Source organism: Microbacterium lushaniae, assembly GCF_008727775.1.
Taxonomy (GTDB): domain Bacteria; phylum Actinomycetota; class Actinomycetes; order Actinomycetales; family Microbacteriaceae; genus Microbacterium; species Microbacterium lushaniae.
In genome coordinates this window covers 1,059,080-1,084,607 of record NZ_CP044232.1, presented here as the reverse complement: position 1 = coordinate 1,084,607, position 25,528 = coordinate 1,059,080, and the positions used below count along the sequence as shown (strand labels likewise).

Here is a 25,528-nt window from a genome sequence, read left to right as displayed (position 1 = left end):
ATCCGCGCCATGCGGACGCTCACACCGCGTCCGCATGGCGCTGTTGCGTGAGGACTCAGCTGCCGCCGCGGGCGATGTAGCGCATCGGGATCTCGATGGTCACTTCGGTGCCGCTGCCCACGAGGGTGTGCCAGTCGATCGTGCCGCCGAGTTCCCCCTGGATGAGGGTGCGGACGATCTGCGTCCCGAGCCCCCGTCCCACCTGCCCCTCCGGCAGCCCCACCCCGGTGTCGCGCACACGCACCTCGAGGACGTCGTCGGTGCGCACGGCGGCGATCTCCACGTCGCCCTCCTGCCCCGCCAGACCGTGCTCGACGGCGTTGGTCACGAGTTCGGTGAGGGCCAGGGCCAGGGGCGTGGCGTACTCGCTCGGAAGCGTCCCGAAGCGCCCCGTGGTGCGCGTCTGGGCGCGCGTGTTGGGCGCGGCGGCGACCTCGGCGACGAGCTTGAGCACGCGGGCGAAGACGTCGTCGAAATCGACGTTCTGCGCGAGGCCCTCCGACAGGGTGTCGTGCACGACGGCGATCGCCGAGACGCGCCGCATCGCCTGCGTGAGCGCCTCGCGCGCCTCGTCCGAGTGCGTGCGACGGGCCTGGATGCGCAGCAGTGACGCGACCGTCTGAAGGTTGTTCTTGACCCGGTGGTGGATCTCCCGGATGGTCGCGTCCTTGGTGATGAGCTCCTGCTCCTGATGGCGGATCTCCGTCACATCGCGGCACAGCACGATCGCCCCGATCCGCGTCCCGCGCTCCCGCAGCGGAACCGTCCGCAGCGACACCTGCACGCCGCGGGCCTCCAGGTCGGCGCGCCAGGGCGCCCGGCCGGTCACGACCACCGGGAGCGACTCGTCCACCTGCCGCTTGGCCGGCAGGATACGGCTGACCACCTCGACGAGCGATTCCCCCTCGAGTTCGTCGTCGAAGCCCATGCGGTTGAACGCCGACAGCGCGTTGGGGCTGGCGAAGGTCGCGATCCCGTCCACATCCAGCCGGATGAGCCCGTCCGATGCGCGCGGAGCCCCGCGGCGGGGAGCGGTGGGCGCGGACAGGTCGGGGAACTCGGCCGTGGAGATCATGCCGAACAGGTCGTCCGCGCAGTCGTTGAAGGTGATCTGCTGACGCGAGGGGGTGCGGGTCTCCCCCAGGTTGGTGTGGCGGGTCAGGACGCCCACCGTGACGGCGGCCGCGCCACCGGGGCCCAGCTCGCGCACGATCGGCACCGCCCGCACGCGCGTGGGGGTCTCCTCGAACCAGTCCGGTGACGCCGAGTCGACGATGCGTCCGCTCTGGAAGGCCTCGCGCACCTGCGTGCGCCACTGCGGACGGACCCGGTCGCCCACGATGTCGCGGTAGAAGAGGGTGGCCGCGCCGCTCGGGCGCGCGTGCGCCACGGCGATGAACGAGTCGTCCAGCGTCGGCACCCACACCACGATGTCGGCGAAAGCGAGGTCGGCCAGCAGCTGGCCGTCGCTGACGAGGCGGTGCAGCCAGTCGACGTCGGCCTCCGTGGAGCGGCCCTGGGCGTAGACGAGATCGCTGAGGGTGGACACATCTCCACCCTATGCGGGCGCGCAACGGGCGCAGTCACGCGCTGCGGGCGACGCGGGCATGAAGCGTCCGCCGCGCACTGCGCCGCCGCTCCTGGGCGACGGGGGCAGGGGCCACCGCCTCCCCCACGAACCGGCGCACCGACGCCGCGAGGGGTGAACGCGGCGCGGTGTCGGCCACGGGGCGGGCCGCGAGCATCGCGGCATCGGCCGAGCGGGGATCCAGCGGCACGAACCACACGTCCTCGATCCCCGCGAACCGCTCGAGGGTGCGCCGCACCTGTCCGCGCGCGTCGATCCCGAGGGTGCCCGCCCGCAGGCGGTTCACCACGACCACCACCGGTGTCGCGCCGACGGCGGCCCGCAGCTCGGCATGCGCCCGCACGAACCGGGCGACCCCGACCGGGTCGGCGGCGCACACGGCCACCACGAGGTCGGACGCACGCAGGGCGGCCAGCGTCGCGGCGTTGCGGCGGGGTCCGTCCAGGTCGCTGACGATCTCCTCGTCGCGCTCGAGCGAGGCCGCGACATCCACCACCACCCACTCCGCCCACGAACGCGACGCCGCCAGCACCGCCGCCACGCGACTCTCCGACAGCTCCGGCCAGCGCCCGGGACGGTTGATGCCGGTCAGCACGTCGACGGTTCCGCCGGCGGTGCGCAGGGGCACGCTGATGCGACGCAGCTCCGCCTCGTCGAGCCCGCCCCGCTCCGCCTGCCGGCAGGCGGCGGCGAAGCCCGGACCCTCGTCGGCGAGTCCGAGCGACAGCGCGAGCGAGGGGGCGTGCGAATCGGCGTCCACGAGCGCGACGCCACGGCCGCCGCGCGACAGCTCCGCGGCCAGCTCGATGGCGAGGGTCGAGCGCCCGGGCGCCCCGTGCGGCCCCCATACCGACAGCACGCGGCCGGATGCAGCGGGCGCGGCGCGCGCGAGAGGGGTGGCGGGCGCCGTCAGCGAGTCGGCCAGCACCCAGCCCTCGACCGTGAGGGGAAGCGGGGCGGTGAGCCCGAACCGCGCCGCCAGACGCCGCCCCGACTCGTCGTCGCACAGCGGCGCGATGCGCACGCCGTGCGCGTCGCACGTCGCGACGACGTCGGCGGTCAGGGTCCCTGCCGCGACCTGCAGGATGAGGATGTCGATCTCTCCCCCGCCCAGGCGGAGCCTGGCGACCTCGGCGGCCCGCACCACGGGGCCGACCTCCACACCCTCGATGCTCAGCTCGGTGGCCAGCCGGTCGCCGTGCGGGCCGTCCACGGCCACCGCGACGCGGGTCACGGCATCCGTCCCGCCACCGGCACGACCGAGAGCGAGGATCCGCCCGACAGCGCCGCCAGGGTCGCGGCGACGTCGGCGCGAGGGATGACGAGCTCGATCGTCGCCCCGGCCTGCCCGATGACCCCCTCCTCGCGCACGACGTCGGCCACGGTGGCGTCGGCGACGAGGATGCGGGGAGTGTCGTACCGGCCGCGCTCCAGCGCCGGCGCATGCCACAGCTCCACGCGCGCGCCGGAGGCGATCGCGGCGGGCACGTCCACCGTGGTGTCCACGACGACCGTCGTCACCCTCGCATCGGCGCCCGAGCCGACGGCGTGGGCCGGCACGAGTTCGCCCGCGCTGATCGTCCGCGTGGCCACGGCCGCCTCGGGGAGATCGCCGGGCGCCACGTACGCCTCCCCCGTCGCGCCCAGCGCGACGTCGACGGTGCGCACATCGTCCGCGCCCAAGGTCTCCCCCGGCACGATCGTGCGCGCCGCGGCGAGCACGGGAACCGTCTGCCGCGCGGCCCCCACCACCAGCCACACGCCGGCGACGGAGACGACCACCAGAAGCACGCCGAGGAGGAACCGTGCGTCACCCCAGAAGGGCCGCGATCGCGCACGCGGACGGTCGTGGGCACTCATGCGGATATGGTGCTCCGATCGCTGCACGGGCGTCTGCGTTTATCCACAGCGCCGCGAGGCGATCCGGGGGCCGCCGGGGTGCCGGTCATAATGGGCACATGCCCGACCGTCCCCCAGCCGGCACGCACCTGCTCGCTCCCGCTCAGGTGGCGGAACTGCTCAGCATCACCGTCGACGAGGTCGTCGCCCTGGTCCACGAGGGGCGGTTGCGCGGCATGCGCGTGGGCAGCCCCGCACGGTGGCGCGTCGAAGAGGACAGCGTCGAGGCCTACCTGGAAGACCAGGCCGAGGAGGCCCGCCGCATCGCGCTGTGGCGCCAGTCCAACGCCGCGAGCTTCCCCGAGCTGTGGGGGCGCGCCGCCCCCGCGCGCGACTGACCCCTCACGCGCGCGTCGCCTCGGCGTGCCCATCGATCCCGATCCACGCGACGGCGGCGAACGGCACGATGCGGTAGCCGGTCACCTCGGCCGCCCGTCGGATCGCCCCGCGCTCATGCATGGCCAGGTCCAGGTGATCGGCGCCCGCACGGTCGATCGTGCCAGTGAGCGACCTGCCGTCGACCTCGTGAACGGTGACACCGGCACGCCGGCGCACGAGGTCGCGCACGGCGAAGCCGAACGTGGCCCGCCGTGACACGGCCGATCCGGCCGCTGCGGTCTCGGGGCGCGCGGAGCGCAGCAGCGCGGCGTGCGGCACGGTGACGCCGGCGATCGCGCTGAGCGGGACGAGCGCCGCACCCGAGCGCGACCCCCACGGCGACGCCAGCAGCCAATCGGCACCCAGCCCGGCCACCGGCGCCGACAGCGTCGTCCCGCCCTGCAGCTCCAGCCCCACGGCCGCCGGGTCGGCATCACCGGCGGCGACCAGCGCCGCCAGGCGTTCGTGCAGTGTGATGCGGGCAAGCCGGAGCCGCTCAGCCTCCGTCTCGAGCGCGGCACGCTCGGCCTCCCACTCGGAGGCGAGCTGGTCCTCGATGTCTTCGAAGAAGCGATCCCAGCGCATGGCGCGAGGTTAGAGCACGCGGCCGGAAACGACCGGAGTTGTCCACATCTGTCCGCCATCCTGGTCGCCGCAGGGCGGAGTGTGCTCTACTGAGCGCGAGAAATCTCCCTCTCGCACCGACATCCCTCTGTCGAGATAGGCGCGCACATGGCATCGATGCCGGCGGGCTCCCTCCCCGCACACCCTGTGACGGCCCGCGCCGCCGATGTGGACGAGTTCTTCGCCCCGCAGCGCACCTCCACCTCCGCCCTCCCCGATCCCGACCCGCTGCTGCGTAATCTCACGCGCGGCGTCCTGGAGGTGCTGGCCGGGGTGCGCGAGATCGAGCAGCTCGCCCGCTGGCTCACCGAAGACGCCTACCGGGCGCTGCTGACGAGGGCGAATCTCGCCACGCGCGCCCGCAGCGCGCGCGGCGTCCCGGCCACGCGCCCGGTCCACGCCATCCGCTCGGTGCGGCTGTGCGTGCCCGCCGACGGCGTCATCGAGGCCGTCGTGGTGGTCGCCACCCCCGCACGCACCCGTGCCGTCGCCGTGCGCCTGCAGGGCATCGACCGCCGCTGGCGGGCGACCTCGCTCGCGCTGCTGTGACCGCCCTGCTGTGACTCAGCCGGCGTCGATCAGCTCCAGCAGGCCCTTCAGTGCGTCGCGGATCTCGTCGTGGTCGTACTGGCCCGCGCGGCTCTCACCGGAGATGACGCCCGAACGGCGGACCTTGCGGAAGTCGCCGAACGGGAACGAATAGGCGCCCTTGGTCTCGCGGTTCTGACTCTTGTCGATGCCGAGGTGCCAGTGCGCGTACTCCGTCCACCCCTCCTTCTCGATGAACGCGTTCTCGTCCGCGGCGGATGGGGCCGCCTCCGACCAGTCGTCGCGCTCGTCCCTGACCACCTTCCCGTCGCGGATGAGTGCGCGGGCGTGACGCAGTGCCGGTTGGTTCAGTTCGATCGCCATGCCGGCGACGCTAACGCGGCGACACGGAACGGCGGCATCCCCTTGACGCGACGCGGGCGGTGACGCGGCCCTACGGCCGGTAGGACGACAGGAAGTTCCCGAGGCGCTCGATCGCGTCGGTCAGCACGCGCGCCTCCGGCAGCGTCACGATGCGCAGGTGGTCGGGCGTGGGCCAGTTGAAACCCGTCCCCTGGACGAGCAGGACGTGCTCGGCCACGAGGAAGTCGTAGACGAACTTCCCGTCGTCGGGGATGTCATAGACCTCGGGGTCGAGCCGGGGGAAGGCGTACAGCGCACCCCGCGGGCGCACGCAGGAGACCCCGGGGATCGCCTCCAGGCTCTCCCACGCCGCATCGCGCTGTTCGTGCAGTCGCCCGGACGGGGCGATGAGCGCGTCGATCGACTGCACACCGGTGAGGGCGGCGAGCACCGCGTGCTGCGCGGGCACGTTGGCGCACAGCCGCGTGGACGCCAGCAGCTGGATGCCCTCCAGGAACCCCGCGGCGTGCGTCTTCGGGCCGGTGATGGCGAGCCATCCCGACCGGTAGCCCGCGACGCGGTACGTCTTGGACAGTCCGTTGAAGGTCAGGCACAGCAGGTCGGGTGCCACCACGGCCATCGGGATGTGGGCGGCATCGTCGAAGAGGATGCGGTCGTAGATCTCATCGGAGAGCACGAGCAGCGAATTCTCGCGCGCGATCTGGGCGATCCCCTCCAGCACCTGACGCGAGTACACCGCGCCCGTGGGGTTGTTGGGGTTGATCACGACGATGGCCTTCGTGCGCGGCGTGATCTTCGCGCGGATGTCGTCGAGATCGGGCTGCCACCCGTCCAGCTCGTCGCACAGGTAGTGCACCGGAGTGCCGCCGCCCAGGCTCGTCATCGCCGTCCACAGGGGGTAGTCCGGAGCGGGGATGAGGACTTCGTCGCCCTCATCCAGCAGCGCCTGCATGACGATCGTGATGAGTTCGGAAACGCCGTTGCCGAGATACACGTCATCCGGATCCAGCCCGGGGAACCCGGGCACCTGCTCGTACCGCGACACCACCGCGCGCCTGGCCGACATGATGCCGCGGCTGTCGCTGTAGCCGTGGGCGTGCGGAAGGGCCTCGATCATGTCGCGGACGATCTGGAACGGTGCCTCGAAGCCGAACGAGGCCGGGTTGCCGGTGTTGAGCTTGAGGATCGCGTGACCCTCCGACTCCAGCCGGTCGGCCTCGACGAGAGCCTGCCCGCGGATCTCGTAGAGGACGTCCTTCAGCTTGGAGGACTGATCGAGGGGGCGAAGCGGGCTCATCGGATCAGGATATCCCCGGCCCGGCCACGGGCCTGCGCAGGCTGAGCGGGCCAATCCCGGCCCCGTGGCGTCGGCGCCCGGCACGTGCATCCCCCTCCTGCGCGCTCAGTGGCAGCAGAAGGGGGATGCCGCGCCTACTTCTTCTTGTCGGCGGCCCGACGCTGGGCGCGGTTGGCCGCGGGAGCGGTGGGCCCGGCGCCATCGGTGCGCTGACCGAAGGCGCCGCGCGGCGCCTCGGCGGTGCGCGTGGGGGCGGCGCCGGACGACGCGGCGGCCTGCCGCATGCGTCCGGTGGCGGCCTGCTGCACCTGCCCGCGCTCGTTGCGGACCTCCACCTCGCCGGCATCGTTGGCCGCGGAGTACTCCAGGCGCGGGGCTTCCGCCGGGCCCGAGAGGCCCTTGGCCTCCACCTGCGCACCCTGCTCGCCCTCGGCGCGACGCACCTCGACCTCGAGGTTGAACAGGTAGCCGACCGACTCTTCCTTGATCTGGCCCATCATCGCCTGGAACATCTGGTAGCCCTCGCGCTGGTACTCGATGAGCGGGTCGCGCTGGGCCATCGCCCGCAGGCCGATGCCGTCCTTGAGGTAGTCCATCTCGTACAGGTGGTCGCGCCAGCGGCGGTCGAGCACCTGCAGCACGACACGGCGCTCGAGCTCGCGCACGGCCTGCTCGCCGAGCTCCTCCTCGCGCTTGGCGTAGGCGATGCGGGCGTCGGAGAGGATCTCCCGCTTGAGACCCTCCGCCGTGATGCGGCCGCGCGTCCCGGCGTCGGCGACGACCTCGTCGATCGTCACGCCCACCGGGTAGAGGGTCTTCAGCTCCGTCCACAGGGCGTCGAAGTCCCAGCTCTCGGTGTGACCGCTGCCGGTGTGGTCGTCGATGACGGCCGAGATGGCGTCTTCGATGAAGTGCTGGACGCGGTCGGCGATGTCATCGCCCTGCAGGATGTGGCGGCGGTCGGCGTAGATCGCCTCGCGCTGCCGGTTGAGGACGTCGTCGTACTTCAGCACGTTCTTGCGGATCTCGGCATTGCGCGCCTCGACCTGGGCCTGCGCGCTCTTGATGGCGCGGGAGACCATGCCGGATTCGATCGCGACGTCGTCGGGGAAGTTCGCGCGGGCGAGGATCGCCTCGGCGGCCCCGGACTGGAACAGGCGCATGAGGTCATCGGTCAGCGACAGGTAGAACCGGCTCTCGCCCGGGTCGCCCTGTCGGCCGGAGCGCCCGCGCAGCTGGTTGTCGATGCGGCGGGACTCGTGACGCTCGGTGCCCAGGACATAGAGGCCACCGGCCTCGACGACCTTGGCGCCCTCCTCCGCGGCGGTCTCGCGCACGCGCTGGTACACCGCATCCCATTCGGCCTCGTACTCCTCAGGAGTCTCGACCGGATCCAGGCCCTGGGCCTTCAGCTCCTGCACCGCGAGGAACTCGGGGTTGCCGCCGAGCATGATGTCGGTACCGCGCCCTGCCATGTTCGTGGCGACCGTGACGGCGCCCAGGCGCCCGGCGCGCGCGACGATCTCGGCCTCGCGCGCGTGGTTCTTGGCGTTGAGCACCTCGTGCTTGATGCCCTTCTTCGCCAGCAGGCGCGAGAGGTACTCGCTCTTCTCCACGCTCGTGGTGCCCACCAGCACCGGCTGCCCGGTGGCGTGGCGCTCGACGATGTCTTCGACGACCTGGGCGAACTTGGCCGTCTCGTTCTTGTAGACGAGGTCGGACTGGTCCTTGCGGATCATCGGCTTGTTCGTCGGGATGGGGACCACGCCGAGCTTGTACGTCGACATGAACTCCGCCGCCTCGGTCTCGGCGGTGCCGGTCATGCCGGCGAGCTTGTCGTACAGGCGGAAGTAGTTCTGCAGCGTGACGGTCGCGAGGGTCTGGTTCTCGGCCTTGACCGGCACACCCTCCTTGGCCTCGATGGCCTGGTGGATGCCCTCGTTGTACCGACGACCGACCAGGATGCGGCCGGTGTGCTCGTCGACGATCATGACCTCGTCGTTCATGACGACGTAGTCGGTGTCGCGCTTGAACAGCGCGAGGGCCTTGATCGAGTTGTTCAGGAACGAGATGAGCGGGGTGTTGGCCGACTCGTACAGGTTCTCGATCCCGAGGTAGTCCTCGACCTTCTCGATACCGGGCTCGAGCACGCCGATCGTGCGCTTCTTCTCGTCCACCTCGTAGTCCACGCCCGCCTCGAGCGTGCGGGCGATCTTGGCGAACTCCGCGAACCAGCGGTTCGCCTCCCCCGAGGAGGGACCGGAGATGATCAGCGGCGTGCGGGCCTCGTCGATGAGGATGGAGTCCACCTCGTCGACGATGGCGTAGTAGTGGCCGCGCTGGACGAGGTCCTCCTTGCGCCACGCCATGTTGTCGCGCAGGTAGTCGAACCCGAACTCGTTGTTGGTGCCGTAGGTGATGTCGCACGCGTACTGCGCCCGGCGCAGCTCCGGGGTCTGTCCCGAGACGATGACGCCGGTGGTCATCCCGAGCGCGCGGTAGACGCGGCCCATGAGCTCGGACTGGTAGGTCGCGAGGTAGTCGTTGACGGTGATGACATGCACGCCCTGGCCGGCGATCGCATTGAGGTAGACGGCGAAGGTGGCCGTCAGCGTCTTGCCCTCACCGGTCTTCATCTCGGCGATGTTGCCCAGGTGAAGCGCTGCACCACCCATGATCTGCACGTCGTACGGGCGCTGACCGAGGGTGCGCTGGGCTGCCTCGCGCACGGCGGCGAAGGCCTCGGGCATGAGGCGGTCGAGGCTCTCCCCCGCCTCGAAGCGCGTCCGGAGCTCGGCAGTCTCGCCGCGCAGTTCGTCGTCGGTGAGGTGGGAGTAGTCCTCTTCCAGCGCGTTGACGGCCTTCACGACCTGCTGAAGCCGCCGGAGGATGCGTCCCTCTCCGGCTCGGAGCAGTTTCTCGAGAGGATTGGCCACGGAGGATCTCCATCTGTCGGGTTCGGCCGTGTGCTGCCGCACGTGGCCCGCCTGCGCGCAGGCATACCGTGCCATGTTATCCGTTCGTGACACGAAGGATCCTGCGAGAGCCCGGCGAAAGCGCCTCGACGTCTCCGGCGGACCGGGGCTTCCCGCCGAATCCCCCGAACCAGGGGATTCCCGGCGAGAGCGAGGGCGTCGCCCCCGCTCTCGACCCGGATGCCCGGTCTCGCCGAAACGCGGGCCGCCGGAGCGCGATCGGTGAATACGCGACGCGGGAGCGCCGTCGGCTCGTAGGATCGTCGCATGGCCGGATTCTGGGGTAAACGCAAGCGCGAAGAGCAGGATGCCGCCGACGCCGACCTGGCGAAGCGGGCAGAACTGGCCCTGGTCGCCGCCGATGAGCGCATCCGCCTGACCACCGACGAGCTGGATTTCGCCGTCGCCGAGCTCGGTGAGGCCCGCACCGCCGACCTCCGCGGGGCACTCACCGCCGTGCGCACCCACATGGGCGAGGCGTTCCAGCTCCACCAGCTCAACCACGACCACATCCCCGACACCCCCGAAGAGCTGCGGACGCGGAACGCCCGCATCATCCAGCTCTGCGAGTGGGCTGAAGACCTCCTCGAGGAGCGCACCACCGCTCTGCAGCCGGCCATCGAGGCGGTGCGGCGGGCGCCGCAGATCCTCCAGCGCGTGCGCAGCGACCGCGAGCGTCTCGAGGAGCGCGTGCCGCACGCCCGCGAGGTGGTCTCCCGCCTGTCCGGTCGGTACAGTGCCGCGGCGCTCCGCCAGATCAGCGGCAACCCGGATGAGGCCGACCAGCTTCTGGACTTCGCCGTGCACTCCGCAGACGTCTCCCAGCGCCGGCGCGAGGCCGGGCAGCGCGAGCAGGCATCCGTCGCCCTCGAGGCCGCCACCGAGGCGGTGCGCCGCGCGGAGTCGCTGCTGGATGCGGTGGACGCGTTCGAGATCGAGGCGCTTCGGGCCGAATCCACCCTCGCCGCGGTGATCGACGACTCGCGAAGCGACCTGATCGAGGCCCGCAACGGCCCGATGACCCCCACCGTCACGACGGCGATGGCCGAATTGGAGGCCGCCCTGGCGTCCCTCCCGGCCAACGCCGCCAAGGACGATCCCTTCGGCGCCCTCTCCCGCCTGCGTACCGCGAATGCGGCGCTGGACGCGGCGCGTGAGCGTGCAGCCCGTCCGGTGATCTCCGAGGCGCACGTGCGGCACACCGTGGACGACGCGGACCGTCAGATCTCCGTCGCGCGCAGCGTCATCGCCGGACACCGCGGTTGGATCGGGGCCGATGCCCGCACGCGGTTGGCCGAGGCCGAACGGCTGCGCGGCGAGATCCCGTTCGGACCGATCCCCGAAGACGACCGCGAGGCCACGCAAGCCGTCGCACGGCGCGCAGGTGCTCTCGCGAGCGAGGCGCTGCAGCTGGCCCAGCAGGACATCGACTCCGCGCGCCCGGACGACTGGGGCAACGACGGATGGGGCGGCCGCGGCGGCCGCGGAGGTATGGGCGGTATGGGCGGCGGCGGCATGGGCGGCGGCATCCTCGGCGGCCTCGTCATCGGTTCGCTCCTGGGCGACATCTTCGACGGCTGACCGACCCCGGGGCCCGTGGGCCGCGGCCCACACGCACGGGAACCCCCGCGGTGCGGGGGTTCCCGGTCACGACGTGCGCGGTCAGGACGCGGCGCGGGCTGCCGGCGGCGCGGCCGCCGTCAGCGAGATCACACCGTAGTCCCAGCCCTTGCGGCGGTACACCACGCTCGGGTGGTCGGTGCGCGCGTCGATGAAGAGGAAGAAGTCATGCCCGACCAGCTCCATGCGGTCCACGGCCTCCTCGACCGTCATCCATTCGGCGTCGAACTGCTTCGTACGGATGACCACGGGCGTGTAGGGCTCGTCGTCCACCGAGCGCAGCACCGGGATGTCGCCGGTCGCCACGGCGTGGATGGCATCGGCCGACGCGGGCTCCACGTCGATGCCCTCCAGCGCGCCGGTGCCCTTTTCGAACTTCGGACCGCGAGGATGGTTGCGCGAGTCGATGCGCTTGTCCTTCGCGCGGCGCAACTGCTCGGTCATCTTGTCCACGGCCAGATCCAGCGCGGTGAACTTGTCGCCGTCCGCCGCCTCGGCCCGGACCACGGGGCCCTTGTTCACGAGCGTCAGCTCGACGGTGTCGTCCTCCATCCGGCCGTTGTGGTACGCCCGGTGGGTCACCTTCACTTCCAGGACCTGCGCCCGCGGGCAGAGGTGTTCGATGCGGGCTGCCTTCTCCTCGACGACACTGCGGAAGCGGTCGGTGATCCCGACCCCCACGCCGACGATACTGGTGTCCATCCGTTACCTCCTTGTTCCGGGTCCGCCCTGCGGGTCACACGGTGCAAGGGCGGACATCCGTCGCCTTGTACTCCCACGCTATCCCGCCGCGACGGAAAGTGTCACCTCACGGGACCCGTTCTCTCTCGACCGCGAGAAATCCGCCGCGGCGTCGCCGCGACCGTGACCGCGCCGATCACCTCGCCCCCCGCCGCCCGCACGGCGCGTGCCGTCTCGCGCAGCGTGGCGCCGGTGGTGACCACATCGTCCACGATGAGGACTCGGGCACCGGCCACCCCGCGCGCCCGCATGCTGCCGGCCACGTTGGCCGCCCGGCCGCCGATCCCGAGGGCCCGCTGGTCGGCCGTGCGGCGCGTCGTGCGCACGAGCCGTTGCGTGCGCCAGCCGGCGCGGCGGGCGAGGAGCTCGGCCACCCGGTAGCCGCGTCGTCGCATGGCCGCGGCGGAGGTCGGCACGGGCACCACGATCACCCCGTGGAGGTCCCAGGATGCGGCGGCCGCTTCCAGCGCCTCCCCCAGCGGCCGGGCGAGGGCCGTGCGGCCCTCCTCCTTGAGGGCGCGGATGACGCGGGCCACGACGCCGTCGTAGACCAGTGCGCTGCGCACGGTCAACCCGTCGACGACCTGCTGGGACGGCGACGCGCACAGCTGCGCGAGGCACCCCTCGCACAGCGCGACGTCGACGGCGGAGCATCCGGCGCATTCGACGGGCAGGAGGAAGGCGAGCGCCTCGGCGAGCGCGCGGCGGACGGGGCTGGTGGGCATGCGCCGATCCTGGTGCGACGCGGAGCCGCGCCGAAGCCGGGCGCGAGAGCCGGCGGACAACGCCGCGGCCAGGGCGGCGGTGCAGGAGAGGTTACGGCATGCCCTGCTGGACGGCGAGCACGCGCACGTCCGACGCGAGCTGCTGCCATGTCGGGCCCTGCCGCACGTACAGGATGCCGCCATCGGTGAGCAGGCGCGCGCTGGAGTTGCCGCCCGCCACCGACGACACGCCGGCGGGGATCGTCAGGTCGGTGCCCGGGCCGCCCACGGGCTGCTCGCGCAGCGACGCGTCGCCGCCCGAGCGCAGCAGGACGCCGAGGGTGATGTCATCCAGCCACGCCAGGCCGGCGCCCTCGCCGCTGAGCACGGCGACCATGTTCGGTTCGCCCAGCGTGATCTCGGCGCCGTCGGAGGTGCGTCGGATGCCCGCGACCCACAGCTCGGTGTGACCGCGCACCGTCACGGTGGCCGCGATCCGAGCCCCGTCGCGGGAGACCTGCATCGCCGAGATCCCGGTGGCGCCCGGCCACGCGTCGGCCACGTCGATCGTGCCGCCCGCCGGCGCGTACGCGCGCACCGCGGCGGGGTCGCCTGCGGGCACAGCCCACACCATCCCGAAGGGATCGATCGTCGGAGACAGCAGGCCCGGGCGCTGGTCCAGCAGCGCCGTCGTGCCGTCGGCGGCGGCGCGCACCACGGCCCCGGAGGCGGTGCGGATGGCCGCGAGTTCCAGGTCGGCGGTCGTCTGCACCGCGACCGCGTCCACCGACTCCACGGCGGGCGAGAGGCCGCCGACGGCCTCCACGGAGTCGCCGTCGAGGAAGCCGAACGGCCCGTCGGTCAGTTCCACGAGCGACTGGGCGTCCACGCGCGTGGAGACGGTCGCGGCGGCGCGGGCCTGCAGCGGCGAGCCGTTGGCCGTCATCTGCACGCCGGTGATGTCGGGCGAACGCAGGGAGGACTCCAGTTGCGCCTGCATGCGATCCAGCGTGGTCTGCCCGAGCGAGAGGGCGGATCCGTCGAGGTCGACCTGTGCGACGCCCTCGGAGACGGTGACCGCGCGCGTGGCGCCCCCCACGTCCTCGGGGAAGGCGGTCGCGACCGATCCGTCCAGCCACGGACTGGGCGCACCGTCCACGAGCGCCCGCGCGATGTAGGTCGCGCTGTTGGTGCGCGGGAACCACCGGACATCGGGCACGAGGTACTGCCACAACGGATCGAAGTACGCCAGCGACGCCGAGCGGAAGACGCTGCGGAACTGCTCCTCGAACAGCACGATGCCGTCGGGGGCATCCGCGATGCGCCACTGGCCGTTCTCCTCCGTCAGCGCGAAGCTCAGCGTCGCGACGCCGCCGTTGTGCGGCTGATACGCCCCCTCGGCGTCCACGATGCCGATGGGGGTCACCTCCACCGTGCTCACCCCGTCCACCGGCGTGGTCGGGGTGGAACGGTCGGTCAGGCGGTCGATCGTGACCGTTGCCAGCGGGTTCCACTCCGGCGCGAAGGATTCGGTGAGGAACTGCCGCGCGGTGGCCCAGCCGTCCTGCGACCCCGACCCGGCGCGGATGAAGCCGCTGACGATCTCTTCGGGCGAGGCGTCGGGCTGCGGGCTGTCGGGGATGAAGCGGATGTCGGGATCGGCCTCGACGTCCACCGGCGAGCGCCCGGGATTCACGGCGCCGGTGGTGGGCAGGCCCGCGCAGGCGGAGAGCAGGAGCACGAGCGCGGCGGCGGCCGCCGCGGCCAGGCGCCTCACGACGCACCCCGCGCGAGGTCGATCGGCTGCGTCAGGCCCATGGCCTCGAGGGAGGCGGAATCGTCGTCGACGTCGAGTGTGATCGGCGACGGGCCGGCGAGCCGGCCCCCGCGGCGCGGGAGGGTGAGGACGAAGTGCGACCCTCGGCCCAGCTCGCTCCACACCTCCAGGCGTCCGCCGTGCAGCCGGGCGTCGCCGAGGGCGATCGACAGCCCCAGCCCGCTGCCGCCGATCGTGCGGGTGCGGGAGGGGTCGGCACGCCAGAACCGGTCGAACACGTGCTCGGCCTCCCCCGGCCGCATCCCCATGCCGTAGTCGCGCACGCCGAGCGCGACGGCGCTCTGGTCGCTGTCGACGGTGACCACGATGGGCCTGCCCTCGCCGTGCTCGATCGCGTTGCCGAGAAGATTGCGCACGATGCGGCGGACGCGGCGGGCGTCCATCTCCACGAGCGAATGCCCGCCGGGGGCCAGGAGGCGCACATCCGAGCCGTGCTGCTCGGCGAGCTGGTGGAGCGAGCCGATGACGTCCTCGGCGAGGTGGGCGAGGCTCGTCGGCTCCAGCTCCAGCTGCACCGAGCCCGCGTCGTAGCGGCTGATCTCCAGCAGGTCGGTCAGCAGGCCCTCGAACCGCTGCACCTGGGCGTGCAGCAGTTCGGCGGCACGGGCGGTGGCCGGGTCGAAGCTCTCGCGCTGGTCGTTGATCATGTCGGCGGCCAGGCGGATGGTCGTCAGCGGAGTGCGCAGCTCGTGCGAGACGTCGGAGACGAACCGCTGCTGCACGAGCGACAGGTCGGCGAGCTCCTTGATCTGCGACTGGATGCTGTCGGCCATCGCATTGAACGAACGCCCCAGTACGGCCAGCTCGTCGTCGCCGCGCACCGGCAGCCGCACGCCGAGATCACCGGCGGCCAGCTGCGCGCTCGTCTCGGCCGCCTCGCCGATGGGGACGGTCACCGACCGCAGCACGAACCACGTGATGCCGCCGATGAGGGCCACGAGGGCGAGCCCCGCGCTCCACAGGGTGACCTGCACGAACGCCAGCGTGGCCGAGGCGCCCTCGAGGTTGTAGGCCAGATACAGCTCGTAGGGTCCCACACCGCGGACCACGAGCTGCTGGCCGACGAGGATGCCCGGTCCCTGTCCGGCTTCGGTGGTCAGCGGCACCGACTGCCACCACTGCGTGTCGACGTTCGAGCGCACGAGCTCGCGGAGTTCGGGTGTCACGATCGCGGGATCGAAGCCGACGGAGTCGATGTTCTGCGGCGCGAGGGAGGACGCATCCGTGTCGATGCGGTAGGAGGCGAACGCGTCGGCGGCGGACTGCTGCGAGAGCGTCCGCAGCACGCTGTTCATGAGGTTCTGCGCGGTCACCGGATCGTCGGTCTCCACCGCCGCGTCCAGCTCCGTCTGCGCCGCGACCGTGGCGCGCTGCGCGGAGGACAGCGCTTGACGCAGACGCGACTGGAACAGCTCGTTCTGGATCGCCAGCGCCATCCAGATGAACGCCACGAGAACCGTGACCGCCGTCAGCGCGAGGGTGATCATGATCGTGCGGAACCGCAGCGACCGCTGCCACAGCGCCGTGAGGCGACCCGGCCACGAGCGCCAGCCGCGCACCACGGTGGGCACGGGGCGGCGCGGCGTCGGGGCCGTCGCCGTCGTCATCCCGACCTCACACCACCGCGCCGGCGCGGTAACCGACCCCGCGTACGGTCGTCACGATGCGCGGGTTGTCGGGGTCGGTCTCCACCTTGGCCCGCAGGCGCTGCACGTGGACGTTGACCAGCCGCGTGTCGGCCTTGTAGTGGTAGCCCCACACCTGCTCGAGCAGCATCTCGCGGGAGAAGACCTGCTGAGGCTTGGATGCCAGAGCCACGAGCAGCTCGAATTCCAGGGGCGTCAGCGCGATGACCGTGTCGCGGCGGCGCACCTCGTGGGCCGCCACGTCGACGGTGAGGTCGCCGATCCGCAGCACCTCGGTGCCGCCGACGCCCGCCGGGCGCAGCCTCGTGCGGATGCGGGCGACGAGCTCCTTGGGGTTGAACGGCTTGACGATGTAGTCGTCGGCGCCCGATTCCAGGCCCTTGACCACGTCGGCGGTGTCGGTGCGAGCGGTGAGCATGATGATGGGGACGCCGGACTCGGCGCGCACACGCGCGCACACCTCGATGCCGTCCATCCCGGGGAGCATCAGGTCGAGCAGGATGAGGTCGGGCCGCTCGCGCCGCCACGCCTCGACCGCGTGCGCACCGTCGGCGCAGAACACCGTGTCGAAGCCCTCGGTGCGCAGGACGATGCCGATCATCTCGGCAAGGGCGGTGTCGTCGTCGACCACCAGGATCCGTGCTGTCATGTGCGCGTTCTCGTCCTCACATCCGCCCGGCTGCGCGACGGGTGCACGCAGCAGCCTCCCCGTGCGCTTCCCACAGGGTAGTCGAGGCGGCTGGACACGAGCCGGGCGCCTCGCCCGCGTATGACACGATAGGACAAGCCCAGCACGAGGAGGCGCATGTGACCGCGTACCCGGCCTGGACGCCGGCACCCCGCCCGGGGATCGTGCCGCTGCATCCGTATGGTTTCGGCGTCACGCTCGGGCGCTCTTTCACGGCCCTGCGGCAGAATCCCGGCGTTCTGCTGGGATTCGCCCTCGGCGTGCAGGCGCTCGCCTTCCTCGTGCTGACGCTCGTGACCGGAGGCGTCGCGTTCGCGGCGTTCTCGCGGCTGGACACTCTGATGGAGGGCACCGAGGAGTTCGAGGCCGTGCTGGCCGGCTCGATCGCCCTCACCGCGATCACCGGCGTCGTGCTCTCCCTCGCCGCCGGCGCCCTCGGCGTGCTGGTGCAGGGCATCGTCGTGCTCGAGGTCGCGCACGCCGTCGTCGCGGAGCGGCTGCCGCTGAGGGCGCTGTGGCGGCGCCTGCGGCCGGTCGCGCCCCGGCTGGTGGGCTACGCCTTCCTGGTGCTCCTGGCCGTCGCGGTGGTGGTGGCGGTCGTGGTCGCGCTCCTGTTCGCCATCGGGGCGGCCTCCCCGCCGCTGGCGGTGCTCACCGGGATCCTGGCCCTGCTGGGCGCGATCCCGCTCACGCTGTGGCTGAACACGAAGTTCCTCCTGGCGCCGGCGGCCATCATCCTGGAGCACGCCGGCATCGTGCCGGCGCTGCGTCGCTCGTGGCACCTGACCCGCACGCGCTTCTGGCCGACGCTGGGGATCATCGTCATCGTCTCGCTGACCTTCAGCGTGCTCGCCCAGCTCGTGGGCCTGCCGTTGCAGTTCTTCACGGCGGGTCTGACGAACATCCTCACTCCGACCGGGGAACCGGATGTCGGCTTCGTCATCGCCTTCCTGGTCACGGCCGTCATCACGCAGGTCATCACGATCCTCATCCAGTGCGTCGCGCTGATCGTGCAGTCCACCGCCACCGCGCTCGTCTACGTCGACTGCCGTATGCGTCATGAAGGGCTCGACCTGGATCTGCTCGCCTACGTCGAGCAGCGCGACGGCGGGGCGACCGAGCTCGCCGATCCCTACCGCGTGCACATCGGCCGCGCCCTGGCACCGCGACCGCCGGTGTTCGCCGCGCCCTCCCCGTATCCGGGTTCCCCCGCCGGCGCATCCGCCTTCCCGGCCGGCCCGGCGGGTCTGCCCCCGTACGCCGGCGGGTTCGCCGCGGCGCCGTCGTGGCCGGCGCCGTCGGGCGCCCCGCGGCCCGGACCCCCAGCCGCTCCGCCGCCCCCCGCGCCGGTGGGGACTGCCGCTTCGCAGGCCCCCGGGGCTGCCGCTTCGCCGGCAACGACGTGGGCGCCCCCGGGCGCACCGGCCGGACCCCGGCAGCCGTGAGGCCGGGCCCGGTCCTGGCGCAGTCCGCACCGCTTCTGCCCGACCCCGACGACGCCCGCGACCTGCTGCGCCGCGAACTCGAAGACCCCGTCTACGACGCCGCCGAACCCACCCTGCTCGACCGTGCCGCGAAGGTCGTCGGCGATTTCTTCGCACAGCTGCTCGATCCCGACCTCTCCGGCGCGTGGGGGCCGGCGGCGGCCGTGGTGGCGACGGTCGTGGTGGTCGCGGTGCTGGGGGCGGCACTTCTCATCCGGGGTCGGCCGCGCTCGTCGGCGCGTTCCCGCCGCACCGGCACCGAACTGTTCGGCGCGGATGAGCGGCGTTCGGCAGCGATGCTGCGGGCGGATGCGGCGGCAGCCGCCGCCCGCGGCGACTGGGATGCGGCGATCGCGCTGCGCTTCCGCGCCCTGGCCCGCGGACTCGCCGAGCGCGCGATCGTGGAGCCCTCGCCCGGCACGACCGCGCAGGCCTTCGCCCGCGCCGCCGCGGTGGCGTTCCCCGCCTCGGCGCCGGAGCTGGCGCGGGCAGCGACGACCTTCGACGACGTGCGGTACCTCCGCCGGCCCGGGACGCGCGAGCTGTACCAGGAGTCCGCCCGCCTCGACGACGCCCTGGTGCGCACGCGCCCCGCCGCAGCGGAGGTCGTGCGATGAGCGCGGCGCAGCGCACTGCTCCCCGGCGCACCAGGGTCCTGGCGTGGGCGGGGTTCGTCGCGGCGGTGATCGTCGTGGCGATCGCCGCCGGGCTCCTCGCCCAATCCGCCGCATGGTCAGAGCGCGGCGTCCTCGATCCCGAGTCGGCCGGGCCCGACGGCGCGCGCGCGGTCGTCCGCGTCCTGGAGGCCGAGGGGATCGAGGTGCGGGTCGCCCGCGACCGCGCCGCCGCTGCCGCGGCGCTCGCGGACTCGGACGCCACGCTCGCGCTGACCGACGTGCCCGGCCTCTCCGACGCCGCGCTGCGGGATCTCGTGGGCGACGCCGGCGACGTCGTGCTGCTCGAGCCGCGCTCCCGCACCCTGCGGCTCCTCCTCCCCGGTTCCGCTCCCGCGGGGGCGTTCGCCGACGAGGAGGTCTCCCCCGCGTGCGGCTTCCCGCCGGCCCGCCGCGCCGGCGACATCGTCGCGGGCGAGCTGTTCGCACCGGCCACCGACGGGCAGGCGTGCTACCGCGTCGACGACGGCTACGCACTCGTGACGGCGACACAGGACGGCCGCTCGGTGACCGCCGTGGACGGCCGGACGCTCCTGGCCAACGACGGCGTCGACCGCGCCGGCAACGCCGCGCTGGCCCTCGCGCTGCTCGGGGCCCGCCCCACCCTGGTGTGGTATGTCCCGTCCCCGGCGGACGCTGACGGGGCCGCCCCCACCCTCGGGGAGCTCACCCCGCCCTGGGTCACCCCCGCGATCGTGCTGCTCCTGGTCGCAGGCGCGGCCGCCGCGCTGTGGCGGGGCCGCCGCTTCGGTCCGCTCGTGGCCGAGACCCTCCCCGTCACCGTGCGCGGGTCGGAGACCACCGCCGGCCGCGCGCGCCTGTACGCCAGGGCGCGGGACACCGCGCACACGGCCGAGCAGCTCCGCTCCGCCGCGCTGGCGCGGCTGCGCCGCATCCTCTCGCTCGGACCCCACGCCGCCCCCGCGGCGGTGGCGGATGCAGCCGCCGCCCGGCTGTCCGAAGACCCGGCTGCGCTCCGCCGCCTGCTGCTGGCCGACGCACCCGCCACCGACCGCGAGCTCGTCGACTTCAGCGACCGCCTGCACGACCTCGAAGCGGCCGTCGCGGCCGCCGCCCGACCGGAAGGGACCACACGATGAGCGATCACGCTCCCGACGACGCCGCCCTGCGCGATGCGATGCACCGCGTGCGCACCGAGATCGGCAAGGCGGTGGTCGGGCAGGACGGCACCGTGACCGGGCTGCTGATCGCGCTGCTGGCGCGGGGCCACGTGCTGCTGGAGGGCGTCCCCGGCGTCGCCAAGACGCTGCTGGTCCGCGCCTTCAGCCGCTCGCTGGGCCTGGACACCAAGCGCATCCAGTTCACCCCCGACCTCATGCCCGGAGACGTGTCGGGCTCGCTCGTGTACGACGCCCGCACGGGCGAGTTCGAGTTCCGCGCCGGGCCGGTGTTCACCCACGTCGTGCTCGCCGACGAGATCAACCGCACACCGCCGAAGACCCAGGCGGCGCTCCTGGAGGCGATGGAGGAGCGTCAGGTCTCCACCGACGGCGTCACCCGCCCCCTCCCCGAGCCCTTCCTCGTCGCCGCGACCCAGAACCCCATCGAGCACGAGGGCACGTACCTGCTCCCCGAGGCGCAGCTGGACCGCTTCCTGCTAAAGCTCGTGGTGGACGTGCCCGGACGCGACGCCGAACTCGCGGTGCTCCGCCGCCACGCCGACGGGTTCGACCCGCGGGCGCTGGAGGCGGCAGGGGTGCAGCAGACCGTCAGCCCGCGCGAGATCCTCGCGGCCCAGCGCGCGGCGGCCGCCGTCACCGTCGCCGACGACGTCCTGGGCTACGTCGTCGACCTCGCCCGCGCCACCCGCGAGAGCCCGTCGGTGCAGCTGGGGGTGAGCCCCCGCGCGACCACCGGGCTCCTGGCCGCGGCCAAGGCGTGGGCTTGGCTAAGCGGCTACCCCGCCATCACCCCCGACCACGTCCAGACGATGCTCGTGCCCACGTGGCGCCACCGCATCCGGCTGCGCCCCGACGCCGAGATCGAAGGCGTCTCGGTCGACGCGATCCTCACCTCCATCCAGCAGCAGACCCGCGTTCCCCTCTGATCGTGTTCGTCACCGGCCGCTTCCCGCTCCTGGTCGCCCTCGGCGTCGTGCCCGTCGTGCTGCTGTCGGCAGCCGGCGTGCCGGCATGGGCGGTCGTGGGCGCGTGGATGCTGCTGTGCCTGGCGGTCGCCGGTGCCGACGTGGCCCTCGCCGCCGATCCTCGGGCCCTCAGCATCCAGCGGCGCCTCCCCGCCCGGAGCCTCCTGGGCGAACCCGCCGAGTCCGAGCTGATCGTGGGCAACGGCGCCACGCGGGCGATGCGCGCTCTCGTGCGCGACGGCTGGCAGCCCACGGCGGGGGCGGGACCGGCGCGGCTGCGGCTGGACGTGCCCGCCGGGGAGCGCCGCATCCTGCGCCAGAGGCTCGTGCCGGCGCGGCGGGGAGAGCTGCGCAGCAGCTTCGTGGCGGTCCGCTCCGGCGGCCCGCTGGGCTTCGCCGGGCGACAGGCCGTTCTCGAAGCTCCAGGGCGCCTGCGCGTGCTCCCGCCCTTCCGGGCGCGCCGGCATCTCCCCTCCCGCCTGGCACGCCTGCGCGAACTCGACGGGAACACCAGCGTGCAGGTGCGCGGGCAGGGCACCGAGTTCGACAGCCTGCGTGAGTACGTCCGGGGCGACGACGTGCGCTCCATCGACTGGCGCGCCACGGCGCGGGCGGGCACCACCATGCTGCGGACCTGGCGCCCCGAACGCGACCGGCACATCGTGATCGTCGTGGACACCGGGCGCACCTCCGCCGTGCGGGTGGGCGATGGCACGCGGCTGGATGCCGGCATGGAGACCGCGCTCCTGCTGGCAGCCCTCGCCGCACGCGCGGGCGACCACGTGCACGTGCTCATGTTCGACCGCGTCGTGCGCGCCCGGGTGAGCCGGGTGGACGGCCCGGCGCTGCTGCCCACCCTCGTGGACGCGATGGCGCCCGTGGAGCCGCAGCTGCTCGACACCGACTGGGACGCGGCCTTCGCCCAGGTCCGCGCGCTCGCGGGCCACCCCTCGCTGGTCGTGCTTGTCACCGCCCACGACGATCCCGCCGCCGCGCGCGGGTTCCTCGGCTCCCTGCCGGCGCTGACGGCCCGTACGCGCGTCCTCGTCGCCACGGCGTCCGAGGATACGGGCGCCGGCTCGGCCTCCACCGCCGGCGACGCAGGCTCATCCTCGCCGCGCACCGCCCGGCGGGGACAGCGCGCCGCGGAGACGAAGACCGCCGCCGACGTGTATGCCGCCGCGGCCGCCGAACGGGCCGCCGCCGATGCCCGGCGGGTGGTCGCGGCCGTCGAGCGCGCCGGCGGCGAGGCGGTCACCGCATCCGCCGACGACCTGCCCCCGCGCGTGGCCGACCGCTACCTGGCGCTGAAGGCCGCCGGGCGGCTGTAGCCCGCCGCATCCGCCGAGAGTGCATCATCTCGGCGAGAGTGCACCGAATCCGGTGCACTCTGGCCGGTTCCATGCACCCTCGGGAGACGCGGAAAGGCCCGCCCCGGAAGGGACGGGCCTTTCTGCGGCGGTGTCAGACGAGGTCGAAGCGGTCGAGCTCGGTGACCTTGCGCCACGCGGCGACGAAGTCGCGGACGAACTTCTCCTTCGCGTCGTCGCTCGCGTACACCTCGGCGAGGGCGCGCAGCTCGGAGTTGGAGGCGACGACGAGGTCGACGCGCGATCCCACGCCCACGCGCTCGCCGGAGCCGTCCTTCGTGCCCTCGAAGGCGTGCTTGCCGGTGTCCAGCGGCTTCCACGTGGTGCCGAGGTCGAGCAGGTTCGCGAACACGTCGTTCGTGAGCGCACCCGGGGTGGGGGTGAACACGCCGAACGGCGAGCCGTCCCAGTTCGCGCCGATCGCGCGCATCCCGCCCACGAGCACGGTCATCTCCGGCGCCGTGAGCGTGAGGAGGTTGGCCTTGTCGACGAGCAGGTACTCCGCCGGGAGCTTCGCGTCGCGCGAGATGTAGTTGCGGAACCCGTCGGCAACCGGCTCGAGGTAGGCGAAGGATGCCTCGTCGGTCTGCTCCTGCGTCGCGTCGGTGCGCCCCGGGGTGAAGGGCACCTCGATCTCCACGCCGCCGGCGAGGGCCGCCTGCTCGACGCCGGCGTTGCCCGCCAGCACGATGAGGTCGGCCAGCGACACGGTCTTGGCGCCGGCCTGCTGCGCGTCGAACCCGGCCTTGATGCCCTCGAGCACGCCGAGCACCTTCTGCAGCTGGGCGGGGTTGTTGACCTCCCAGTCCTTCTGCGGGGCGAGGCGGATGCGGGCGCCGTTGACGCCGCCGCGCTTGTCGCTGCCGCGGAAGGTGGATGCGGCGGCCCACGTCGTGGCGACGAGCTCCTGCACGCTCAGACCGCTGTCGAGGATCTGCTGCTTGAGCGCGGCCGCGTCGGTCTGGTCGATGAGGGGGTGGACGGCTGCGGGCAGCGGGTCCTGCCAGATGAGCTCCTCCTGCGGCACCTCGGGTCCGAGGTAGCGGGCCTTGGGGCCCATGTCGCGGTGGGTGAGCTTGAACCAGGCGCGGGCGAACGCGTCGCCGAAGGCGACGGGGTTGTCCTTGAAGCGGCGGGAGATCTTGTCGTACTCCGGGTCCATCCGCAGCGCGAGGTCGCTCGTGAGCATGCGCGGCTCGCGCTTGCCCTCGGAGTGGGCGAGGGGGACCATGTCGGCCCCCATGCCGTTCTTCGGACGCCACTGGTGCGCGCCGGCGGGGCTCTGGAACAGCTCCCAGTCGTACGCGTACAGGATGTGGAAGAACTCGTTGTCCCAGCGGGTGGGGTGGTAGGTCCACGTGACCTCGAGCCCGCTGGTGATCGTGTCGTCACCCTTGCCGGTGCCGTACTCGTTCTTCCAGCCCAGGCCCTGCTCGTCGATGTCGGCGGCTTCGGGGTTGGGTCCGACGTGCGAGTCGGGGGCCGCACCGTGGGTCTTGCCGAAGGTGTGACCGCCGGCGATGAGCGCGACGGTCTCCTCGTCGTTCATGCCCATCCGGCCGAACGTCTCACGGATGTCGCGCGCCGACAGCAGCGGGTCGGGGTTGCCGTTGGGGCCCTCCGGGTTGACGTAGATGAGGCCCATCTGCACGGCGGCGAGAGGCTTCTCCAGCTCGCGGTTGCCGGTGTAGCGCTCGTCACCGAGCCACGTGGTCTCCGGTCCCCAGTACACGTCGTCGTCCGACTCCCACACGTCGGGGCGGCCGCCGGCGAATCCGAAGGTGGAGAAGCCCATCGACTCCAGCGCCACGTTGCCGGCGAGGATCATGAGGTCGGCCCACGAGATCGACTGGCCGTACTTCTTCTTGATCGGCCAGAGCAGGCGGCGGGCCTTGTCGAGGTTGACGTTGTCGGGCCAGCTGTTCAGGGGGGCGAAGCGCTGCATCCCGGCCCCGCCGCCGCCGCGACCGTCGGTCGCGCGGTACGTGCCGGCGCTGTGCCACGCCATGCGGATGATGAGCGGGCCGTAGTGACCGAAGTCGGCGGGCCACCAGTCCTGCGACGTGGTGAGGGCGTCCTTGATGTCCTGCTTGAGGCTCGCGAGGTCGAGGCCCTCGAAGGCCGCCTTGTAGTCGAATCCCTCATCGAGCGGGTCGCGCTGCGCGGAGTTCTTGGCGAGGATCTTCAGATTGATCCCGTTCGGCCACCACACGCGGTTGGCCGATCCCTGCGTGGGGTGGGGCAGTGCGCCGGCGGGCTCGCTGTCGGCGGGCGCCTCGCCCACGGGCAGGCGGTTGTCGTCCGGGGCAGCGCCATCGTGGAATACGGGGCAGCCTGGGGCGGCGGTGTCGCTCATTCGGGTCCTCTCAGAGGGTTCGGGTTCTCTACTTCTGCTCGACAGGCCGGGCACGTGCCCCAGAACGTGACCTCGGCGGAGCGGACGTCGAATCCGCTCCCCTCCGGCACGTGCAGGCAGGGCGCGGCACCGACGACGCAATCGACGTCCTCGATGTGGCCGCACGAGGTGCACACCACGTGGTGGTGGTTGTCGCCGACGCGCAGTTCGAACATGCCGGGGTGACCGGCCGGTTCGATCCGGCGCGCGACCCCGGCCTCCACGAAGTCGCCGAGGGCGTTGTAGACCGACTGCATGCTGGTGCCCGGAAGGGTCACGCGGATGCGGTCGAACACCTCCTCGGCGGATGCGTGGGGCTTGCCGGAGAGCGCGTCGAACACGGCGGTTCGGGTCGAGGTCACGCGGAGCCCCGCGGTGCGCAGCAGCGCCTCGGGAGTCGTATCGGGGCCGTCGAGCATCCCTCGAGCCTAGCCGTCTTTTGAGTCATTCAAAAAACGGCCGGTCACCCGGCATGCCCCACTGCACTCCCCCGGCACACACAGGTCGGAGCATCCCGCCATCGTCGGAGCATGCGGCGCGCATCCTCCGACCTGCATGCGATTCTCCGACGTGGAGGGCCGCTGCGAGG

Annotated in this window: 22 protein-coding genes; 8 read left to right on the top strand and 14 right to left on the bottom strand. The window is 72.5% G+C overall.

What is annotated here, in order from left to right; translation table 11 throughout:
* Positions 1-55: 55 nt before the first annotated feature.
* Genes F6J85_RS04945 through F6J85_RS04935 form a run of 3 tightly spaced genes read right to left on the bottom strand, consistent with a single transcriptional unit; the run spans position 56 to position 3,448 of the window.
* Positions 56-1,549 carry a sensor histidine kinase gene (locus F6J85_RS04945; RefSeq protein ID WP_150924085.1) on the bottom strand — a complete coding sequence of 498 codons (1,494 nt, stop codon included), beginning with the start codon at positions 1,547-1,549 and terminating at the stop codon, positions 56-58.
* Between the two features lie 34 nt (positions 1,550-1,583).
* A complete protein-coding gene (locus F6J85_RS04940; RefSeq protein ID WP_150924084.1) occupies positions 1,584-2,822 on the bottom strand; it encodes a CpaE/TadZ family protein in 1,239 nt (412 codons plus the stop codon).
* Positions 2,819-3,448 (bottom strand): SAF domain-containing protein, encoded by a 630-nt coding sequence (locus F6J85_RS04935; protein WP_150924083.1) that lies wholly within the window; start codon positions 3,446-3,448, stop codon positions 2,819-2,821. Before F6J85_RS04935 ends, F6J85_RS04940 begins: the two co-directional genes overlap by 4 nt.
* A gap of 98 nt (positions 3,449-3,546) precedes the next feature.
* Between F6J85_RS04935 and F6J85_RS04930 the strand changes: the two genes are divergently transcribed.
* Entirely contained in the window at positions 3,547-3,825 is a 279-nt protein-coding gene (locus F6J85_RS04930; RefSeq protein WP_150924082.1) for a helix-turn-helix domain-containing protein, read from the top strand.
* A 4-nt stretch (positions 3,826-3,829) separates the two neighbouring features.
* Here the strand turns inward: F6J85_RS04930 and F6J85_RS04925 are convergent, their stop codons facing one another.
* Positions 3,830-4,450 carry a hypothetical protein gene (locus F6J85_RS04925; protein ID WP_150924081.1) on the bottom strand — a complete coding sequence of 207 codons (621 nt, stop codon included), beginning with the start codon at positions 4,448-4,450 and terminating at the stop codon, positions 3,830-3,832.
* A 147-nt stretch (positions 4,451-4,597) separates the two neighbouring features.
* Here F6J85_RS04925 and F6J85_RS04920 point away from each other — a divergent pair, with 147 nt between their 5' ends.
* Positions 4,598-5,038, top strand: a complete 441-nt coding sequence (locus F6J85_RS04920; RefSeq protein ID WP_420846131.1) for an Rv3235 family protein — start codon at positions 4,598-4,600, stop codon at positions 5,036-5,038.
* Between the two features lie 15 nt (positions 5,039-5,053).
* Here F6J85_RS04920 and F6J85_RS04915 read toward each other — a convergent pair whose 3' ends face one another.
* The 3 genes from F6J85_RS04915 to secA all read right to left on the bottom strand — a co-directional run bounded on the left by F6J85_RS04915 (position 5,054) and on the right by secA (position 9,634).
* Positions 5,054-5,401, bottom strand: a complete 348-nt coding sequence (locus F6J85_RS04915) for a hypothetical protein (RefSeq protein WP_150920028.1) — start codon at positions 5,399-5,401, stop codon at positions 5,054-5,056.
* 70 nt (positions 5,402-5,471) lie between these two features.
* Positions 5,472-6,698 carry a pyridoxal phosphate-dependent aminotransferase gene (locus tag F6J85_RS04910; protein ID WP_150924080.1) on the bottom strand — a complete coding sequence of 409 codons (1,227 nt, stop codon included), beginning with the start codon at positions 6,696-6,698 and terminating at the stop codon, positions 5,472-5,474.
* A gap of 134 nt (positions 6,699-6,832) precedes the next feature.
* Positions 6,833-9,634 (bottom strand): preprotein translocase subunit SecA, encoded by a 2,802-nt coding sequence (gene secA, locus F6J85_RS04905; RefSeq protein WP_150924079.1) that lies wholly within the window; start codon positions 9,632-9,634, stop codon positions 6,833-6,835.
* A gap of 306 nt (positions 9,635-9,940) precedes the next feature.
* Between secA and F6J85_RS04900 the strand changes: the two genes are divergently transcribed.
* Complete coding sequence (locus F6J85_RS04900) at positions 9,941-11,254, top strand: coiled-coil domain-containing protein (protein ID WP_150924078.1); 1,314 nt, start codon at positions 9,941-9,943, stop codon at positions 11,252-11,254.
* Positions 11,255-11,335: 81 nt separating this feature from the next.
* Here F6J85_RS04900 and hpf read toward each other — a convergent pair whose 3' ends face one another.
* The 5 genes from hpf to mtrA all read right to left on the bottom strand — a co-directional run bounded on the left by hpf (position 11,336) and on the right by mtrA (position 16,870).
* Complete coding sequence (gene hpf, locus F6J85_RS04895; protein ID WP_150924077.1) at positions 11,336-11,995, bottom strand: ribosome hibernation-promoting factor, HPF/YfiA family; 660 nt, start codon at positions 11,993-11,995, stop codon at positions 11,336-11,338.
* A gap of 101 nt (positions 11,996-12,096) precedes the next feature.
* Positions 12,097-12,759 (bottom strand): ComF family protein, encoded by a 663-nt coding sequence (locus F6J85_RS04890; protein ID WP_150924076.1) that lies wholly within the window; start codon positions 12,757-12,759, stop codon positions 12,097-12,099.
* Positions 12,760-12,850: 91 nt separating this feature from the next.
* Complete coding sequence (locus F6J85_RS04885; RefSeq protein ID WP_150924075.1) at positions 12,851-14,515, bottom strand: LpqB family beta-propeller domain-containing protein; 1,665 nt, start codon at positions 14,513-14,515, stop codon at positions 12,851-12,853.
* A complete protein-coding gene (mtrB, locus tag F6J85_RS04880) occupies positions 14,512-16,182 on the bottom strand; it encodes an MtrAB system histidine kinase MtrB (protein WP_150924074.1) in 1,671 nt (556 codons plus the stop codon). The genes F6J85_RS04885 and mtrB overlap by 4 nt, the downstream gene beginning before the upstream one ends.
* 7 nt (positions 16,183-16,189) lie before the next feature.
* Entirely contained in the window at positions 16,190-16,870 is a 681-nt protein-coding gene (gene mtrA / locus F6J85_RS04875; RefSeq protein ID WP_150920036.1) for an MtrAB system response regulator MtrA, read from the bottom strand.
* A gap of 158 nt (positions 16,871-17,028) precedes the next feature.
* On the opposite strand from mtrA, the gene F6J85_RS04870 reads away from it, so the two are divergent.
* The 5 genes from F6J85_RS04870 to F6J85_RS04850 are packed head-to-tail and all read left to right on the top strand — an operon-like array spanning position 17,029 to position 22,505.
* Positions 17,029-18,354 carry a DUF7847 domain-containing protein gene (locus tag F6J85_RS04870; RefSeq protein WP_150924073.1) on the top strand — a complete coding sequence of 442 codons (1,326 nt, stop codon included), beginning with the start codon at positions 17,029-17,031 and terminating at the stop codon, positions 18,352-18,354.
* The gene (locus F6J85_RS04865) at positions 18,351-19,010 is read left to right on the top strand and encodes a DUF4129 domain-containing protein (RefSeq protein ID WP_150924072.1); all 660 of its coding nucleotides are present in this window, start codon (positions 18,351-18,353) and stop codon (positions 19,008-19,010) included. The genes F6J85_RS04870 and F6J85_RS04865 overlap by 4 nt, the downstream gene beginning before the upstream one ends.
* Entirely contained in the window at positions 19,007-20,167 is a 1,161-nt protein-coding gene (locus F6J85_RS04860; RefSeq protein ID WP_150924071.1) for a DUF4350 domain-containing protein, read from the top strand. Before F6J85_RS04865 ends, F6J85_RS04860 begins: the two co-directional genes overlap by 4 nt.
* A complete protein-coding gene (locus F6J85_RS04855) occupies positions 20,164-21,135 on the top strand; it encodes an AAA family ATPase (RefSeq protein WP_150924070.1) in 972 nt (323 codons plus the stop codon). The genes F6J85_RS04860 and F6J85_RS04855 overlap by 4 nt, the downstream gene beginning before the upstream one ends.
* Before the next feature lie 2 nt (positions 21,136-21,137).
* Complete coding sequence (locus tag F6J85_RS04850; RefSeq protein WP_150924069.1) at positions 21,138-22,505, top strand: DUF58 domain-containing protein; 1,368 nt, start codon at positions 21,138-21,140, stop codon at positions 22,503-22,505.
* Positions 22,506-22,638: 133 nt separating this feature from the next.
* On the opposite strand, the gene katG is transcribed toward F6J85_RS04850, so the two are convergent.
* Together katG and F6J85_RS04840 are read right to left on the bottom strand one after the other, a co-directional pair.
* Positions 22,639-24,900 (bottom strand): catalase/peroxidase HPI, encoded by a 2,262-nt coding sequence (gene katG, locus F6J85_RS04845; protein WP_150924068.1) that lies wholly within the window; start codon positions 24,898-24,900, stop codon positions 22,639-22,641.
* Positions 24,897-25,358: a Fur family transcriptional regulator gene (locus F6J85_RS04840; protein ID WP_150920874.1), complete on the bottom strand. Its 462-nt coding sequence runs from the start codon at positions 25,356-25,358 to the stop codon at positions 24,897-24,899. The genes katG and F6J85_RS04840 overlap by 4 nt, the downstream gene beginning before the upstream one ends.
* Positions 25,359-25,528: the final 170 nt, after the last annotated feature.